Consider the following 18,723-nt stretch of genomic DNA (forward strand, 5'->3'; position numbering starts at 1 on the left):
GATATACACAGATTTGCAGTACCGGCAGTAAAGCAGGAGCGGCCTTGATGCTGCCCGCTAGATAAAAGTAATCAAGTTATTGACCGTTTGCGACCCCGGACTGTGCCCAGCACAGCGACCCTCGTCTCAACGGCACGGAGTACGCGAGGTGCTCCACTCACGTTCATTGCTGTCGCGGCAAAGCGTATAACTTTATTCAAAAACACGAAGGAGACTAGAATGATCAAGCCCGAGCACCCGGTCCAAAACCGATCCGCACAACCACGGCTGCTGTTGTCGGCCATTACCCTGGCCGTGCTGACGCTCGCCAACCAAACCGCGCAGGCACAGGAAGCGGCCGAACCGGCGATGCAACGCGTCGAAGTGACCGGTTCGAGCATCAAACGCCTGGCCACCGAGGCATCGCTGCCGGTCAGCACCGTCAAGGCCGAAGACCTGGTCAAGCAAGGCATGACCACACTGGCCGACCTGATGATGGCGCTGCCGCAATCGGCGTCGCTGGCGCCATCCAACGCCGGCGCGGGCACCAACATCAATCTGCGCGGCCTCGGTGTGAACCGCACGCTGGTGCTGTTGAACGGCCGCCGTCTGGCCAACGAGGCGATCGCCGACGGCTACGCCAACCTGGATGTGATTCCAATGAGCGCGATCGCGCGCGTCGAGATCCTGCGCGACGGCGCATCGTCGATCTACGGCTCCGACGCCATCGGCGGCGTGGTCAACTTCATCACCCGCACCCAATACGAGGGTCTGGAAGCGACCCTGCAGCACGTGGAAGTGGGCCGTCGCGGCGGCGGCGAAGAGGAACGCGGCACCCTGACCTGGGGTAAGGGCAATCTGGAACGCGACGGTTGGAGCGTTTGGGGCACGGTCGACGCGCACAAGCGCTCGGCCCTGGCCGCGAGCGACCGCGCCAGTCTGAGCTCCCCGGAGCTGCTGACCAGCATCGGCCGCTCGCCATCGCTGGGCACCGGCGGCAACGCCACGCCGGCCAACTTCACCACCGCCACCAACCGTACCGCGCGCAATCCGTACGCGGCCACCGGTTGCGTCGCGCCGTACTCGCTCCCGGGCCGTTCGAGCACCTGCGTGCTGGACGCGAACGCCTACGGCAACGCACTGTACGAAAACCAGCAGGTGACGTTCTACGCCCGCGCCTCGAAAAAACTCGGCGAAGACCACGTGGTCTCGATCGACTACTCGCGCGGCGAAGAACACATCATCGGCACCCGCAATCCGACCAACGCGCTGGCGGTCAACGGGGTGCAGCCGCAGCTGCCGTCGACCAGCAAATGGTATCCGGGTAACAGCGGCGGCGTGCCGGCGATGTCTGGGCTGAACGGCGCCACACTGATCCCCACCTGGGCCGTCGCCGACTACGGCGCCGCCGCCACCAAGGACGTGCAGCTGAACCAGCGCGTGGCCATCACCGCCGAAGGCACCGTCAAGGGCTGGGACTACAAGACCGGCCTGGTGATCGGTATCTCGAACCGCGACAACTACTACGACAACGGCTACTTCACCGGCCAGGGTCTGCTCGACGGCCTGCGCAACGGCCAGCTCAATCCATTCGGCCTGCAGGACGCCGCCGGCCGCGCCTACCTGGAAAGCATCAACGTCGACGGCCAGAAAAATCGCGAATCGAAGAGCACCTACAAGGGCATTGACTTCACCGCCAGCCGCTCCGTGATGGAACTGGGCGGCGGCGACCTGGCACTGGCCGTCGGCACCAGCTTTAGCCGCGACACCAACGAGGACACGCGCCTCGACATCGTCCGCCAGGTCACCTACGCCAACGCAAGCCCGTCGCACGGCGAGGGTGGCCGCAATGTCGCCGCGCTGTTCGCCGAACTGGATATGCCGTTCACCAAAAAACTGAACGTCAACGTCGCCGTGCGTGACGACCATTTCAGCGACTTTGGCAACACCATCAATCCGAAGGTGAGCTTCCGCTACGAGGCGACCAAGCAGCTGATGTTCCGCGGCTCGGCCAACACCGGCTTCCGCGCACCGACCCTGTTCGACCGTTACGGCTACCGCCTGCCGGGCGCCACTGGCTTGACGTCGGCGCGCTGGGATGATCCGGTACTGTGCCCTGGCGGCCGTCCAGGCGTGGCAGGCACCGGCACCGCGCTGGCGGGCTACGTCTCCGCGAACGTCTGCAACGTGCAACTGCCGAAGCAAACCGGCAGCAACGCCGACGTCCAGCCGGAAAAATCGAAGGGCTTCACGCTCGGTACCGTGTTCGAGCCGACCGCCACCTCGATGGTGTCGATCGACTACTGGAACATCCGCATGACCGACATGCTGGCGAACTTGCCGGAGCAGGTCTACTTCCTCGATCCGACCAAGTACGCGTCCGATTTCGTGCGCAATCCCGACGGCACCATCAACTTCATCCGCAACACCATCATGAATTTGGGCGGACAAAAGGCTGCGGGTATCGACGTCTCGGCATCGTATGCCTTCCCGCGCAGCTCCTTCGGTGACTTCAAGGTCTCGATCGACGGTACTTACCTGACGAAGTTCGACAACCAGCTCGATAGCGGCAGCCCGTATGTGTCCAACATCGGCCGCTTCGGCCTGGCGTCGAACGGCACCACCAGCAGCTTCCCGATCATCACCTATCGCTGGAAGCACGTGGCCAAGTTGAACTGGGCGCTGGGTAACTGGAACAGCACCCTGACCCAGAACTACAACTCGAAGTACGAAGACCAGAATCTGGTGGCGCAGCAGTACTGGCGCGACATCAACTCGTACAAGAACTGGCAGTGGACAACCACCTACAACGGCTTCAAAAACCTGTCGCTTACCGCCGGCATCACCAATCTGTTCGACGCCAAGCCACCGGTCACCAACAGCAGCCTGTATAGCAATGGTTATCTGAGCAGCGCCGCCAGCCCGATCGGCCGCGCCTTCAACTTCCGCGCCACCTACAAGTTCTATTAATAGAATCCGATGATGTCGATGGATGCTTGATCAACGGCGCCGGACCGCAGCGATTGCGGCCGGCGCCTTTTTTTATTCGAGAAGCCCATGAAACTCCCGATCAGCTTTTTCGCCGCCGTCGCCGTGTCGATGTGCGCCCACGCCGCCCAAGCCGCCGACCCCGTGCCCCTGCCTCCGGCCAAGCCGGTGCGCTTCATCCTCGTCGGCGATTCGACGATGGCAAACAACAGCGGCTACGGCGACGCCTTCTGCGCCCGCGTACAACGCTCCAATACCTGCATCAACCTGGCCCGTGGCGGCCGCAGCTCCGGCAGCTTCCGCGCCGAGGGCCGCTGGGACGAGGTCGAGGGACTGCTGCGCGGCAGCGCCGCCTACCGCGCGACCTATGTACTGATCCAGTTCGGCCACAACGACCAGCCGGGAAAACCCGGCCGCTCGACCGATCTCAAAACCGAATTTCCGGTCAATATGACGCGCTACGCGCAGGAAGTGAAAGCCCTTGGCGGCGTTCCCGTACTGGTCACGCCGCTGACGCGCCGCACCTTCAAGGACAACGTCCTGGAAAACAACCTGCAGCCGTGGGCCGACGTGATCCGCGCCACAGCCGCCGCGCAGCATGTTCCGCTGCTGGACCTGAACGCCGACAGCTACGCCGCCGTGCAGGCGATGGGCCAGCAGGAAGCCGACACGCTGGCGATGGCGCCGCGTCCGGAGAAAACCGCCGAGGCCACACCCGCGCCGACCGCCGGCAAGGTGGAAGTGGCCGGCGCGGCCAAATCGGCTTTCGACCGCACCCACGTCGGGCCGAAAGGCGCCGCGTTCTTCTCGAACATGGTGGTGGAAGAGATGAAGCGCGCCGTGCCCGAGAGCGTGGGCATGTTCAAGCGCGAGGGCGAGCAGTGAGGCTGGCGGCTATCGTTTTTTCGGCCGCCGCGCTGACGGCCGCCGGCGCCTGGGCGGCGCCGGGTCATTCCAGCACGCGCCCCCAGCTGAGCGCAACGCAAGCCAGGCAATTCTCTTACAGCGAAGTGCTCAAGTATGTCGGCGCCGCCGGCAAGGAAAGCGTCGATCCGTGGGACCCGCTCGCCGACCCGTTGGCCAAAGGCGCCGCGTTCACGCCCGACTACATCGTCGACCAGGCCGCGAAGGCGGACGGCGTGAAAACCTTCAACACCATCCAGCAAGCGGTCAACCGCGCGGTGATCGATAGTGTCGCGCAGCCGGCCAGGCGCCTGTACCTGCTGGTCAAGCCGGGCACCTACCAGGAACTGGTCTACGTGCCTGCCAACACCGCGCCGCTGACGATGTACGGCGACGGCAAGGACCCCGCCGCCACCAAAATCACCGCCAAACTGGACGCCTCGGTGACCGGCGCCGCCTACGCCGCGCGCTACGGCGCGCAATTCGCCAAGGCGGCGCCGGGCGCGCAGGCGATGTACGCGACGATCAAGGACCGCGCCGTCATCGGCACCTTCGGCACCGCCACCGTCTGGGTGCAGAACAACGGCTTCCAGGCGCGCAACCTGACGTTCGAAAACGGCTACAACAAGGACATCGGCAATGCCCGCGCCGAGTCGCTACCGAACGTCAACAACGTGCACCACCAGGCTTTGGCGTTGCAGGTGGACGGCGCGGACAAGGCGCAATTCGAGAACATCCGCCTGATCGGCTTCCAGGATACGCTGTACCTCAAGTCGCCGCGCATCGGCAGCACCTCGCGCAGCTTCTTTAACAAGTCCTACATCGAAGGCGACGTCGATTTCATCTTCGGCGACAGCACCGCCTACTTCCATCAGACCGAGATCAAATCGATCGGCGACCGTGGCCTGTCGTATGTCGCGGCGCCGGACACGCATCTAAAAACCAGATACGGCTTCGTCTTCGACAACTGCCGCTTCACGCACGACGGCTCCGACAACGCGCGGCGCGGGACCTTCTACCTGCTGCGCCAATGGTTCCACAGTTCCCGCTGCACGCCCTACGCCCCGGTTCAGGTAGAAGGTTACGCCTGCCTGCTGGGCGACACCAACGGCTACCAGGCACCGACCGGCACCATCGCCCGCGTCTCGCTGGAGGCGGTTGGAAAAATGGCCGTGCTCAATTCGCGCATCGGCGCCCATATCAACCGCGCCAAGCCGTGGTCGGACTGGAACAAGCCTGGCAGCCTGGCTTACCGCCCGGTGCAATACAACTCCGACGACTATTGGAACAATTTGATCCAGGCGGGCATCGACCCGGTCAAGGATCTCGGCTACACCGCAAAACCTACTCCCGCCGATATCTTTATCGGTGAATTCAACAATCAGGACGAATAAGGAATACAGCATGTCTATCAATACCCAGCGCCGCAGTCTGATGAAAGCCCTGCCGGCCGCAGGCCTGTCGCTTGGCCTTCCCGCCGCGATGACGGCCAACGCCGCCACCGCGCCCGATCCGTGGCTGCAGGCGCAGGCGATCGTCGACCGCGTATCCAAGCCGCTCACCTTCCGCAAGCAGGATTTCGACATCACCGCGTACGGGGCCAAGACCTGCAAGCTGTCCAAGGTCAAGGCCTGGATCTCGTTCGAGGAGCAGGATACGATCGACACGCCGGCGGCCGGATCGCCCGACTGCTACGCCGCCATCCGCGACGCCATCAAGGCCTGCAGCGACGCCGGCGGCGGCCGCGTGGTCATCCCGGCCGGCGACTGGTACTGCGCCGGCCCGATCGTGCTGCTGTCGAACGTGAACGTTCATCTGAGCGCCAAGGCCCACGTCTACTTCAGCCACAACCCGGCCGACTACGCCAAATACGGCGACATCGACTGCGGCAAGCATGGCAAGCTGTCGATCTCGCGCTGGCAGAGCAACGACGTGCTGAATTACTCGTCGATGATCTACGCCTACAACCAGCACAATATCGCGCTGACGGGCGACGACTGGACCAGCACCCTGGACGGCCAGGGCGGCGTGCCGTTCAACGACGAAGGCGACTGCTGGTGGACCTGGAAGGGCAAGCAAAAAACCATCAACTCGATCGGCCAGGGCACCACGCCCAACTTCAAGGCCGGCAAAATGTCGGAGAACACGGAGAACCCGCTCAACGCCGTGTCGCTGTCGACGGTCGCGCCGAACCTGACGGAGGCCGAACGCCTTTTGATCCAGGGCGAAGGCCAGCGCTGGCGCGCCGATGCCCAGTATCTCCCGGCATTGTCCGAAGCGGGCGTGCCGCTGTCGAAGCGCGTATTCGGCATCGGCCACTATCTGCGCGCGCCGATGATCCAGCTGATCGGCTGCACCAACGTGCTGCTGCAGGGTTATCACGTGACGCGCACGCCGTTCTGGATGCACCACCCGGTCCACTGCCGCAATATCGTCATCCGCAAGGTGCACTGCGAAAGCCATGGGCCGAACAGCGACGGCTTCGATCCGGAAGCCTGCGACCACGTGCTGGTCGACGGCTGCACCTTCGACACCGGCGACGACTGCATCGCCATCAAGGCCGGCAAAGACCTGGACACGCAATTCGGCCCGTCGCAAAATATCGTGATCCAGAACTGCATTATGCACAGCGGCCATGGTGGCGTGACCCTGGGCAGCGAGATGGCCGGCGGCATCCAGAACGTGTTCGCACAAAAGCTGGTGTTCGAAAACGCCAACTGGAAGACCAACCCGCTCAACACCGCGATCCGCATGAAGACCAACATGAATCGCGGCGGCTATCTGCGCAATTTCTACGTGCGCGATTGCACGGTACCGAATGGCGTGCAGCTGTCGCCGTCGTTCTACGCCTCCCTGCCAGGGTCGCCGATCCAGTCAAAGACGGTGGCCACGGCCGCAGGCGCCATCGTCACCTTCGATTGCGACTACACGCCGATCAGCGACAATGTGCGTACGCGCCCGCCAGTGGTGTCGAACATCCATATCTCCAACATCAAGGTCGGCAACGTGACCAAGGACGGCAAGACGGCGTCGTGCTTCCAGGCGATCGTGATTCTCGGCCCTGTGGCGTCGGACTACAACGGTCCGGGACCGATGCCGCCGGTGGTGCCGGTCACCGACGTCACCATCACCGACTGCGATTTCGGCGTTCCGGTCAACGCCGCGCAGCCCTGGTTCCTGTACAACGTCAAGGGCCTGACTTTGAAGAACGTCACCATCGGCGGCAAGGTGCACAACACCACGCTCAACGTCGGCGCATAACATGGCGACCACCCGGCGTGCTTTGCTAAGGAGGCTGCCGGCGCTGCTGGCGGCCATGACATTGCCGATCGCCGGGTCAACCCCCCTCGCGGAGGAAGTGCCACAGCTGGCGTCACCCGCCAGCGGTGCGCGCGACGTCAATCCGGATACGCATCTGGTGCTGCGGTTCACGCAGCCGCCAGTGATCGGCAAGTCCGGCCGCATCCGCATTTACGATGCAGCCGACGACCGGCTTGTCGATACGCTGGACCTGGCCATTCCGGCAGGTCCGACCGAGCGCACCAAACTGCCGGCGGCGCCTTACCTGGCCACGCCCTACGCTTATCCGGAGGGGCCGCGCCGCACCAATGCCAACACCAGGGCCGGCACGCCTTCCGCCGGCGCCGAGCCGACGCCGGGCAGCTACCAGCTCACGATCATCGGCGGCTTTACGGACGGCTTCCACTTCCATCCGGTCATCGTGCGGGGCAACACGGCAACCATCTACCCGCATCACAATCTGCTTGAATACGGCAAGCGCTATTACGTGCAGATCGATCCGGGCGTGATTGCCGGCTTCAAGGGCATCGGCGGGAAAACGGCTTGGCGCTTCAACACCAAGGCCGAGGCTCCGCGTGCGGACAGCGACCGCGTGACGGTCAACGCCGATGGCAGCGGCGATTTCAATACCGTTCAGGGCGCGGTCGACTTCGTCCCCGACCATCCGGCGCGGCGCACCACGATTTTCGTCCGCAACGGCGACTACGAGGAAATCGTCTACTTCCGGCGCAAGTCGAACCTGACCGTCGAAGGCGAGCATCGCGACAAGGTGCGGATCCACTACGCCAACAACGAGGTATTCAATCCGCATCCCGTCAATATTAGCATCAACGAGGCGCCGGGTACATTTCCGTCGCGCCGGGCGGCCTTCGCCGCCGATAACGTCAAGGGCGTCCATCTGAAGAACATGACCTTGCAGACGACATTGGAAGGCCAGGCGGAAGGTTTGCTGATCACGGGCGAGGAAAACATCGTCAGCGATGTCACCGTCATCGGTTCCGGCGACGCGTTGCAGGTCAACGGCAGCACCTATCTCGAGGGCGTGAAGATCGTCGGCCATGGCGACACGATACTCGGGCGTGGACCCGCGTTTTTCCGGCGCTGCGAGATCGAATCGCGCGGGCCGTTTATGTGGATACGCAATACGTCGGCCAACCACGGTAACGTGTTCGTCGATTGCCGCTTCAACGCTATCGGCGGTGGACAGCCGCACCTCGCCCGCTCGCCGGCTAACAAGGGCAGGGGCTATCCGTATGCGGAGGCGGTGCTGATCAACGCCACGCTGAGCGGGGTCAATCCGCACGGCTGGGGCGAGATAGTCGGCGACGCTGCCAACGTGCGCTTCTGGGAGTACAACAGCCGCAATGCCGACGGCACGCCGGTCGATGTGAGTCAGCGGCATCCTGCCTCGCGCCAGCTGACCAGGGAGCGCGATGCGGAGCTGATCAAGAACTACAGCACGCCGTCATGGGTGTTGGGCGGCTGGGCGCCGCCAGCAACAGACGGGCCCGTGTCCGAATGACAGACTTGACCCCGGTCTGACAATCGACTCTTCGCTAGCCGTGCAGAACCGTACCGACACATTGCAAGGCTGGTGTGTAACATCGGGCTAGTTTTTCAACTTGGTTTGATGAACGCATGGTTTACACCACTAGCCCCGGAGGATTATATGAAAATTGGAATTATTGGTGCCGGTAACATCGGCAGCGCCCTTGCCATGCAGCTGACCAAGCTTGGCCACTCGGTACAGATCGCTAACTCTCGTGGACCAGAAACGTTAAAGGACGTGGCGGAAAAAACCGGCGCGAAGCCGGTGACGATCCAGGAAGCTGCCAGTTATGGCGAAATTCTCGTGGTCACCATTCCGCTCAAAAACATTCCTGATCTGCCAAAGGACCTGTTTGCGAATGTTGCGGCCGACGTGCCGGTTATTGATACAAGTAACTATTACCCTATCCTTCGCGACGGTAAGATCCCGGAGCTGGAAACCGGTGACCTCACCGAAAGCGAATGGGTGCAGCAGCACTTGGGCCGTCCGGTTGTGAAGGTATTTAACAATATTCACGCCGAACATATTCCAACCAAGGGTCTGCCAGAAGGCACGGCCGGCCGTGTTGCGCTGCCAGTTGCCGGCGACGACGCCGCTGCGAAGCAAAAAGTCATGGCGCTGGTCGAGGAACTGGGCTTTGACGCCGTCGATGACGGTAGTCTGCACGAGTCGTGGCGCCAGCAACCGGGGACGCCAGCTTACGGTGCCGACCTGACTGCCGACAAATTGACCGAGCTTTTCAACAAGCTGGGATCAAAACGCACCGAGGCGCAGCACGCTGAGTACCTGGCCAACCACGCCAAGCTGGAACATGAGATGGCGGCGAAGAGCTCGAAGTAAAGTAACTTGCCGCAGTGCTCCAACTGCGGATTGAAAAAGGGCAGACGCTGGAAGGCGTCTGCCCTTTTATCATGATGCGAACGGCGTTTCCGCCAGCCCTTTGACGCCGGGCCGCAGCAACAGCACCGCCCCGCCCCATTCCGCGTCTTCCGGTTTGCCGGAAGGGATGGACGTGACGATCAGCGTGTCCAGATCCTTGCCGCCGAAGGAGCACATCGACGGCTTCTTCATCGGCACCTCCAAACGGCGATCGAGCTTGCCGTCGGGCGTGAAGCGCAGCAGGCAGCCGCCGTCGTTGCCGGCGACCCAGTAGCAGCCATCGGCGTCGACCGCCGCGCCGTCCGGACGGCCAACTTCGGCCGTCAAGTCGGCGAACACGCGCTGGTTCGACGGCACGCCATCGGCGATGTCGTAGTCGAACGCCCACACCATGCGCCGCAGCGGATGCGAATCCGACAGGTACATCGTGCGTCCGTCGGCTGAAAACGCGGTGCCGTTCTGCGTGAGCAGTTCCACCACCAGCGGCGCCGAAATACCATGCGCCGTGTCGTAGCGGAACAGCTTACCGACCGGACGATTGGCCGACATGTCCATGAACATGGTGCCAGCCACAAAACGCCCCTGGCGGTCGCAGCGACCGTCGTTGAAGCGCTTGCCCTCGCCGAGTGCTCCCGACTCCACCGATGGCGTGGCCAGTTTGGTCGATACGGCGGCCGGGCCTTCGCCCAGCGCGAGACTGAACACGCCAGTTTCCATGCCGGCGATCAGGCCACCATCGGCCTTGACCGCGACGCAGCCGGCCATTTCATCCAGCGTCCAGAAACGCGTGGCGCCGGACGCGGGGTCCAGACGCCAGACACGCTTGGCGGGGATATCGGTCCAGTAAAAGGCCGATTCCGCCGCACTCCACGTCGGGCTTTCGCCCACCGCGCATTGGATGTCGCTTACGCGTTCCATACCAAGTCACCGTTGACGATGCGCGGCAGCTTTTGCGGATTTTCGTCAGCCAGCGATTCCGGCAGCAGGTAGGAAGGCACGTCCTGATAGCAAACAGGACGCAGGAAGCGGTCGATGGCGCCGGCGCCAACCGACGTCGAACGGCTGTCCGAGGTCGATGGGAACGGACCGCCGTGCACCATCGCGTGCGAGACTTCCACGCCGGTGCCGAAGCCGTTGAACAGGATGCGGCCCACTTTGCGTTCCAGCACCGGCATCAGGCGCGCGGCCAGTTGACGGTCGTCGGCGGTGGCGTGAACGGCGGCGGTCAGCTGACCTTCGACGTGTTCGGCCACGGCCAGCAGCTCGGCTTCGTCGTTGGCGACCACCAGCAGCGAGGTTGGTCCGAAGATTTCGCCTTCCAGCGCTGGATTGCTCAGGAAGGTTTTAGCGTCGACCTGGTACAGGAAAGCTTGCGCGGCGCATGGCGCTTCGGTGGTCTGACCGGCGGCCAGTTGCGAAACACCGGCGATACCCGACAGGCCATTGACGCCGTTGACGTAGGCTTTGTGGATGCCAGGGGTCAGCATGGTGGCCGCTGGCTTGGCGCCCAGCGAGCCGGCGGCGGCGTCGACGAAGGCTTGCAGCTTGTCGCTTTTCAGGCCGATCAACAGGCCTGGGTTGGTGCAGAACTGGCCGGCGCCCATCGTCAGCGAGTCGGCGAAAGCTTGCGGCAGCTTGGCGTTGTCCAGCGCGCCCGGCAGCAGGAACACAGGGTTGATCGAGCTCATTTCGGCGTACACAGGGATCGGTTCCTTGCGTTCGGCGGCGGTTTTCATCAGGGCGATGCCACCGGCGCGCGAGCCGGTGAAGCCGACCGCCTTGATCGCAGGATGGCTTACCAGCGCCTGGCCGATGGTCTGGCCGGAGCCGATCAGCATCGAGAACACGCCTTCCGGCATGCCGCTTTCTTCAGCGGCCTTGGCGACAGCTTTGCCGACCAGTTCCGAGGTGCCCAGGTGGGCCGAGTGGGCTTTGACGATGACCGGGCAGCCGGCAGCCAGTGCCGAGGCGGTGTCGCCGCCGGCCACCGAGAACGCCAGCGGAAAGTTCGACGCGCCGAACACGGCGACCGGGCCCAGGCCGATCTTGCGCAGACGCAGATCGCTGCGTGGTGGCGTGCGTTCCGGCAGCGCGCTGTCGAGCGTGGCCGACTGGAAGCGGCCATCGCGCACGACTTTGGCGAACAAACGCAGTTGATTGCAAGTGCGACCGCGCTCGCCTTCCAGGCGCGCCTGCGGCAGGCCGGTTTCCTGCATCGCGCGCTCGATCAGGGTCGGACCCAGGTCCATGATGCGGTCGGCGATGGTTTCGAGGAACTTGGCGCGCGCTTCCAGGCCAGTGGCGCGGTAGACGTCGAAGGCCGCATCGGCCAGTTCGCAGGCGCGCGCCAGGTCGGCGGCGCCGGCCAGGCCGAACGCCGGTTCGATTTCGACGTTGCGCGATGGATCGATCGCCTTCATCGTGCCTTCTTTCCCCACAACGGCGCTGCGGCCAATGATCATTTCGCCAGCTACTTGCATATCGACTCCTTAGATGTGTGAAAAGCGCGGACTAGCCGCGCTTCATGTTGTATGACGTTCTATGACGACAGCTTACCGGATTATTGCGCGCCCTGCTTGCGGATCAGCTTGTCGAGCATGTCGCACTCTTCCGCGGTCAGGTCGGTCAGCGGTGCGCGCACCGGACCGCCGTCGTGGCCAACCAGGCGGGCGCCGGCCTTGACGATGCTGACGGCGTAGCCGGCCTTGCGGTTGCGGATCTCCAGGTACGGCAGGAAGAACTCGTCCAGCATGCGGTTTTGTTCGGCATGGTTGTCCGAGGCGACCGCGTGGTAGAAGTCCATCGCCAGCTTCGGCATGAAGTTGAACACCGCCGACGAGTATACCGGAGTGCCGAGCGCCTTGTAGGCTGCCGCGTACACTTCGGCCGTCGGCAGGCCGCCCAGGTAGCTGAAACGGTCGCCCATTTTGCGCCAGATCGAGACCATCAGTTCGATGTCGCCGACGCCGTCCTTGAAGCCGATCAGGTTAGGGCAACGGTCGGCCAGCTTGGCCAGCGAGTCGGCGGTCAGGCGGCAATTGGCGCGGTTGTACACCACCACGCCCAGTTTGGTGGCCTTGCAGACTTCGGCCACGTGCTCGATCAGGCCGTCCTGCGATGCTTCGGTCAGATAGTGCGGCAGCAACAGCAGGCCGGCGGCGCCAACGCGCTCGGCTTCCTTGGCGTAAGCGGCGGCAACGCGGGTCGGACCGCCGACACCGGCCAGGATAGGCACTTGGCCGGCGCAGGTGTCGACGGCGGTCTTGATGATGTCGGTGTATTCGTTCGGGGTCAGCGAGAAGAACTCGCCGGTGCCGCCGGCGGCGAACAGCGCGGTCGCGCCGTACGGTGCCAGCCATTCCAGACGCTCGATGTAGGTCGACTTGCGGAAGTTACCTTCTGCGTCGAAGTCGGTGATCGGGAACGACAGCAGGCCAGAGGAAAGGATTTTTTTCAGGTCATTCGGTTGCATAAAGTCTCCAATAATCGACGTCTAATGTGGAAGGGGAAGTCCGACGGGCTTCCCGTCGCGTGTTGTATGACATCGTACAACCATATTCGGACGGGAGCAAGCGATTTAGCGAAAACTCTCTGTTCACTGTCGCAAGCGTTGCTGTTCGGGGGCGTCCGGACCGCCTGAATGCAGGACCGAACCGCAGCCGCCCTCGCCTGCTCAGCTGTTCTTGGCCGCGATATCCTCTTGCGCCCGGCGCAGGCGCTCGCGGCTATTGCTCAGGTGGGTGCGCATGGCCGCGCGCGCCGCCTCGGCGTCCTTGCGCAGGATGGCGTTGTAAATATCATCATGTTCGCGATTGACGCGCTCCTGGTACACAACCGGATCGTCGTGCGCCAGCTGGGCCGAATCGACGCGGGTACGCGGGATGATGGTATTGCCCAAATCGCTCAGGATATCGACGAAATAGCGGTTGCCGGTGGCTTGCGCGATCAACAGGTGGAATTTGACGTCCGACTCGACCGAACCGGGACGGGTTTGCGACTCCTGGATGCGCTTGAGCACCACGCCCATTTCCTGCACCTGCTCTTCGCTGCGGCGGCTCGCCGCCAGCCATGCGGCCTCGGTTTCCAGGCTGATGCGCAGTTCCAGGATGGCCAGCACGTCGCCGAGGGTGCGGATGGTGTCGGACGAAATACGCAGGTTGGCCGGCTGCGGCTCGAGCACGAAGGTGCCGATGCCATGGCGCGTCTGCACCAGCCCGGCCGCCTGCAGGTGGGAAATGGCCTCGCGCACCACGGTGCGGCTGACGCCGTGCATTTCCATGATCACCGATTCGGTCGGCAGTTTCTCGCCCGGTTTGAGGGTGCCGGCCTGGATGCTGTGGGTGAAGCTCTCCACCACGCCTTGGGCGAGGTTGCGGTACTTCTTCTTGGGCAAGGGCGCCGGCGCGGCGGGCGATGGGACTGCTGCGGGTTGATTCATGGCTGATGGCTTGTTGTATGACGACTATTTGGCATTATCGCTGATCAGGGTCGTACGATGTGCATATTGCCAGAGTTTCGACAAAAATGATTGCTTATACATCGTTTCCGCCACAAGAGGGGCGCGCTACACCAGCAGCGCCGCGCTCATCGACGCCGCCTCTTCGGCGGACTCGGCCAGCATCTGCTCCAGCGCCGCGTTGTCGTCCATAAAGCCGGCCAGGCTGGCGTGGTCCTGCCCCAGCGAAAACGGCGAGGCCACCGGCGCCAGCCGTTTGGCGATCAGCAGCGTGTCGCGCAGGCCCAGCGGCGGCGGCGTCAGCGTTGCCCCGCGCAGCGAGACGATGGCCAGGCTCACCGGCTCCGGTATCGCCATCTTCTTCATCATTTCGCGGCTGATGATTTCGTGGGCGGCGCCCATCCAGTCGGCCGGGTCGTCCAGCAAGCCGGCAATCTCGTCGGCGCGCGACAGCAAATAGAAGCCCGCAGCCTCGTGGACGATGCCGGCGAACAGCGCGGTGTCGGCGTCGGTGGCGGTCAGCTTGCGGGCGATCACGTGCGACAGCGCGGCCACATGGGCGGTATGGCGCCACAACTGCTCGGCCTTGGCGCGCAATGCGGCGTCGCGGATGCGGCTGCCGAACTGGCGCACCACCATCGCCGCCGCCATCGTGTACAGGTGGCGGTAGCCGACCCGCGCCACGGCAGAACGCACGCTGGTGACCGGCACGCCGCCTCGGTTGAACACAGCCGCGTTGGCCAGCGCAACGGTGCGCGCCGCCAGCAGCGGCTCGGCCAGCACCTTGCGGATCACGTCCTCGGTATCGCAATCGGGATCGGCCAGCGTCAGTTGCAGCCGCAATGCGGCATTCACGCTGGTAGGAAAGACCAACTCGCCGCGTGAGGCTTGCGTCACTATTTGCGAGAGGTCTTTTAGTTTTTCCATAGCAAGATTATAGCGTTAAAGGCCACGAGGCTTTGTAACAACTTGTGCACCGGCGCCAGATTTGAGGAACATTGTGTCCAACATGGCCAGCAAACTAACCAGCGCCACCAGCAAAAACGCCAATCGATACTCGATGGCGGGCCAGTCGGCCATGCCCAAGTGCTGGGCGCTCCAGTGGCCCAACCGCACCCCGCCCGCCCCCATCGCGATGCCCAAGCCCACCGCCACCTGGAACGAGGTGCTGAACAAGGTATTCGCGGCCGCCATGCGCTGCTGCGGCACATCCGCGAAGGCCAGCGTATTGAGCGCGCTGAACTGCATCGAACGCGTCAGCCCGCCGACGAACAGCACGGCGGCGATCAGCCATACCGGCGTGGCCGGCGACAGCAGCGCGCACGCCGCCAGCGAGGCGACATTGGCCAGACCGTTCACCAGCAACACCGGCTTGAAGCCGAAGCGCCGCAGGATGGGCGTGGTAGCCGGCTTCATCATCAGGTTGCCGGCAAAGACGGCCACCACCAGCAACCCGGACTGGAAGGCGTCGAGCCCAAAACCCAGCTGGAACATCAGCGGCAGCAGGAAGGGCACGGCGCCGATCGCCATGCGGAACAGCGAACCGCCGACCAGCGTGATGGCAAACGTGGGTATCGCAAACGCGCCCAGGTCGATCAGCGGATGGGCGGCGCGGCGCAGGTGCCAGACCATCGCCGCCAGCATGACCGCCCCGGCCGCCATGCAGGAAATCGCCTCGAACCAGTCGGGATTAGCGCCGCCGACCGATTCCGCGCCCCAGGTCAGCAACAGCACCCCGCCCGCGCTCAGCACGAAACCCGGCCAATCGAAGGGCCGGCGCGTCTCGGCGCGCTGCTCCGGGATCAGCCACAGGGCCAGCGCCAGCGCGATCAGGCCGAGCGGCAGATTCAGATAAAAGATCCAGCGCCACGACAGGTAGCTGGCGATGAAGCCGCCCACTGGCGGCCCCAGCACCGGCGCCACCAGCGCCGGCCAGGTCAAGGTGGCGATCACGCCGATCAGTTTTTCCTTGGGAGTGTTCTTGAGCACCAGCAGGCGCCCGACCGGCACCATCATCGCCCCGCCCACGCCCTGCAACACGCGCAGCGAGACGAATTCGATCAGGCTGTCGGCCATGCCGCACAGGACCGAGGCGAGCGTGAAGATCGTCAGCGCCGCCGCGAACACCCGGCGCGCGCCAAGCCGCTCGGCCACCCAGCCGCTGATCGGGATGAACACGCCCAGGGTCAGCAAGTAAGCGCTGACGCCGATGTTCAGCGCCAGCGGCGCCACGCCGAACGATTTGGCGATGTCCGGCAGCGCGGTGGTGATGATGGTGCCGTCCAGGTTTTCCATGAAGAAGGCGCCAGCCACCAGCAGCGCGATCCATTGACTGGCCGCTGCGGGCTGCACGGCGTCGCCGCTCATACGCCGGCCTCGGCAAAAACACTTGGAAACAACATGGGTTCGGATCGAATTGTTTGCGGTCCCCAAATTATACGCACCGCGCCACTAGCGATCCGCCAGTCTCATTGCGGCGCTGCAATTACCTTGTGCGCCGCGACAACTGTGTTTGGATAGCCACGGCGTGCGCACAATCCGCCAAAAATACCCTTCTTTTAATGACAACGATGCGTGGCGCAAGGAATGTTGACCTACACTAGATTCGAACACGACCGAGCAAACGGTCGGTTTTCATCACCACTAAAAAAATGGAGACAAGAATATGAAACGTACCGCCGCATCCGCAGCATGCCTGTCCGCTCTTGCCTTGCTTGGCATGGGGCACGCTTTCGCGCAATCCTCGGTCACCCTGTACGGCACCCTCGATGTCGGCGTCGACCGCATCGAAAAAGGGGAAGGCAACGTCCAGGGCACACTGTTCGGCTTGCGCGGCACCACGCCGATCCCGAACGCGATCGCGTCGCCGGCCAGCACCTCGGTGCGGGTCAGCCCGTCGCATACCCGGCAGAGTAATTTCGGCATGCGCGGCGTCGAGGACCTGGGCGGCGGTTATCGCGGCCTGTTCGTACTCGAAGGCGGCCTGACGCTCGACAACGGCGGCCTCGCCAACGACGGCCGCCTGTTCGGCCGCCAGGCCTATGTCGGCCTGACGACGCCAGCCGGCGAGGTCAAGATCGGGCGCCAGGCCAGCCCGATGCTGATCGCCTATTATCTGGTCACGCCGGAAGCGATCGGCAGCACCGACCTGTTCAGCGCCGGGCTGGCGGTCAACACCTTGCAAACCTTCCAGGACAACCAGGTCAGCTATGCGGTCAAACAGGGACCGTGGACGGCGATCGCGTCGTTCGCGACCAATGCAGGCGTCGGCACCGGCGTCAGCGCCGCGCGCTCGTTCCCCACCGCCACCACGCCGGTGGCCAGCGCCAGCACCGGGCAAATCGTCGGCGGCCTGACCGCCGGCGCCGAAACCACCGACCACCGCGGCCGTGCGGTCGGCGCCATGCTGGCCTGGCGCGGCGAAAGCCTGACCGCGCTCGCCTCGTACCACCGCAACGATTTCGGCGGCGTACCGCTGGGCGTCGTCTCGGGCACCACACTGGTGCCGCTGTTCACCATCGAGAATTACCGCGCCTACATGGCGTCGTTCAAATACATCCTGGCAAGCACCGGCACCACTTTCGCCCTGGTCGGCCACCAGGGCAAGTTCAACTTGGGCGGCAACACCGATCCGACCGTCAACACCTGGGGCGCGACTATCAAGCAGGCCATCGGCCAGGTCGATATCAGCGCGCACCTGCTCGACACGCGCTTCACCAACTACACGCGCGGTCGCGAGCGCGGCCTGATGCTGGGCCTGGACTACAACTTCTCCAAGCGCACCGCGCTGTACACACGGGTCGGCGGCGTCAAGGACAAGCGCGGCAACATCGTCCGTGGCGCCATCACCCCGCTGCCGATCGCCGGCGGTCCGGGCGCGCTGCTGCTGCCGCTGGGTTCGCAGGAAGTGCCGCTGTTCGCCGGCGCCGGCCAGAACCTCGACGCTAAAACCACCATCGTCAGCCTCGGCATCCGCCACGCGTTCTAACGCAAAAAAGCGCAGCACCGCCGGTACGGTGCTGCGCTTCAACTGCGGGTACGACAGGTACTACGGGTAAAACGATTACAGGTGCGCGGCGATCTGCGGCAGCAAATCGTCGAAGGTACGGCCGTTGCCGTTTTCGCCGATCGCGTGCATCTTCCACTCACCGTTGTGACGGTACACCTTGGCCATGATCTGCGCCGAGTGCGGACCTTGCACCGACAGATTGAAACGCGCCACTTCCTTGCCGTTGGACGCGTCCAGCAGGCGGCAATACGCGTTCTCGACCTGGGCGAAGGTCTGGCCGGTGAAGCTGTTGACCGTGAACACCAGGCTCTTGACGTTGGCCGGCACGGCGTTCAGGTCGACATTGATCTGCTCGTCGTCGCCATCGCCGGCGCCGGTGCGGTTGTCGCCCGTGTGGACGATGCTGCCGTCCTTGCTCTTCAGCTGGCGGAACCAGATCACGTCCACCGGACGCTGGCCTTCGTCGAACATGACGACGGAAGCGTCCAGGTCGACCGCCTCGGTCTTGGCGCCGAAGCCCAGGAAGCCCTTGCTCTTGATCGCATCCCAGCCCAGGCCCATGGTGACCTTGCCGAGCGCGCCGCCGCTTTCTTTTTCCAGAGAGATTTTCTGGCCCTTGCTCAAATTGACTGACATTGTGTGCTCCTTAATTGGTTTGGT

Annotated in this window: 14 protein-coding genes; 7 read left to right on the plus strand and 7 right to left on the minus strand. The window is 63.8% G+C overall.

The features are described 5' to 3' along the window. Positions 1–219: 219 nt before the first annotated feature. The 6 genes from ACZ0BA_RS17820 (at position 220) to ACZ0BA_RS17845 (ending at position 9,559) form a co-directional block, all read left to right on the plus strand. On the plus strand, positions 220–2,949 hold the full coding sequence (locus tag ACZ0BA_RS17820) for a TonB-dependent receptor plug domain-containing protein (RefSeq protein ID WP_463452552.1): 2,730 nt from the start codon (positions 220–222) through the stop codon (positions 2,947–2,949). 87 nt (positions 2,950–3,036) lie between these two features. After that, positions 3,037–3,852, plus strand: a complete 816-nt coding sequence (locus ACZ0BA_RS17825; RefSeq protein WP_463452553.1) for a rhamnogalacturonan acetylesterase — start codon at positions 3,037–3,039, stop codon at positions 3,850–3,852. Continuing rightward, on the plus strand, positions 3,849–5,264 hold the full coding sequence (locus ACZ0BA_RS17830) for a pectinesterase family protein (protein WP_463452554.1): 1,416 nt from the start codon (positions 3,849–3,851) through the stop codon (positions 5,262–5,264). The genes ACZ0BA_RS17825 and ACZ0BA_RS17830 overlap by 4 nt, the downstream gene beginning before the upstream one ends. A gap of 10 nt (positions 5,265–5,274) precedes the next feature. Next, on the plus strand, positions 5,275–7,131 hold the full coding sequence (locus tag ACZ0BA_RS17835; RefSeq protein ID WP_463452555.1) for a glycoside hydrolase family 28 protein: 1,857 nt from the start codon (positions 5,275–5,277) through the stop codon (positions 7,129–7,131). Position 7,132: 1 nt separating this feature from the next. Then, entirely contained in the window at positions 7,133–8,692 is a 1,560-nt protein-coding gene (locus tag ACZ0BA_RS17840; protein WP_463452556.1) for a pectinesterase family protein, read from the plus strand. A 147-nt stretch (positions 8,693–8,839) separates the two neighbouring features. Further along, on the plus strand, positions 8,840–9,559 hold the full coding sequence (locus ACZ0BA_RS17845) for an NADPH-dependent F420 reductase (protein WP_463452557.1): 720 nt from the start codon (positions 8,840–8,842) through the stop codon (positions 9,557–9,559). 69 nt (positions 9,560–9,628) lie between these two features. Here the strand turns inward: ACZ0BA_RS17845 and ACZ0BA_RS17850 are convergent, their stop codons facing one another. The 6 genes from ACZ0BA_RS17850 to ACZ0BA_RS17875 form a co-directional block, all read right to left on the minus strand. After that, a complete protein-coding gene (locus ACZ0BA_RS17850) occupies positions 9,629–10,516 on the minus strand; it encodes an SMP-30/gluconolactonase/LRE family protein (protein WP_463452558.1) in 888 nt (295 codons plus the stop codon). Next, complete coding sequence (locus ACZ0BA_RS17855) at positions 10,504–12,078, minus strand: aldehyde dehydrogenase (NADP(+)) (protein WP_463452559.1); 1,575 nt, start codon at positions 12,076–12,078, stop codon at positions 10,504–10,506. The genes ACZ0BA_RS17850 and ACZ0BA_RS17855 overlap by 13 nt, the downstream gene beginning before the upstream one ends. A gap of 80 nt (positions 12,079–12,158) precedes the next feature. Then, positions 12,159–13,070, minus strand: coding sequence for a 5-dehydro-4-deoxyglucarate dehydratase (gene kdgD / locus ACZ0BA_RS17860; RefSeq protein ID WP_463452560.1), 912 nt, complete (start codon positions 13,068–13,070; stop codon positions 12,159–12,161). 201 nt (positions 13,071–13,271) lie between these two features. Beyond that, a complete protein-coding gene (locus ACZ0BA_RS17865) occupies positions 13,272–14,036 on the minus strand; it encodes a FadR/GntR family transcriptional regulator (RefSeq protein WP_463452561.1) in 765 nt (254 codons plus the stop codon). A gap of 126 nt (positions 14,037–14,162) precedes the next feature. After that, a complete protein-coding gene (locus ACZ0BA_RS17870; protein ID WP_463452562.1) occupies positions 14,163–14,981 on the minus strand; it encodes an HDOD domain-containing protein in 819 nt (272 codons plus the stop codon). A gap of 15 nt (positions 14,982–14,996) precedes the next feature. Further along, positions 14,997–16,421, minus strand: coding sequence for a DHA2 family efflux MFS transporter permease subunit (locus ACZ0BA_RS17875; protein ID WP_463452563.1), 1,425 nt, complete (start codon positions 16,419–16,421; stop codon positions 14,997–14,999). A gap of 298 nt (positions 16,422–16,719) precedes the next feature. Here ACZ0BA_RS17875 and ACZ0BA_RS17880 point away from each other — a divergent pair, with 298 nt between their 5' ends. Beyond that, complete coding sequence (locus ACZ0BA_RS17880) at positions 16,720–18,042, plus strand: porin (RefSeq protein WP_463452564.1); 1,323 nt, start codon at positions 16,720–16,722, stop codon at positions 18,040–18,042. Between the two features lie 75 nt (positions 18,043–18,117). Here the strand turns inward: ACZ0BA_RS17880 and ACZ0BA_RS17885 are convergent, their stop codons facing one another. Beyond that, a complete protein-coding gene (locus tag ACZ0BA_RS17885) occupies positions 18,118–18,699 on the minus strand; it encodes a TerD family protein (protein WP_090316681.1) in 582 nt (193 codons plus the stop codon). Positions 18,700–18,723 lie beyond the last annotated feature (24 nt).

It is taken from the genome of Duganella sp. AC917 (assembly GCF_979258245.1).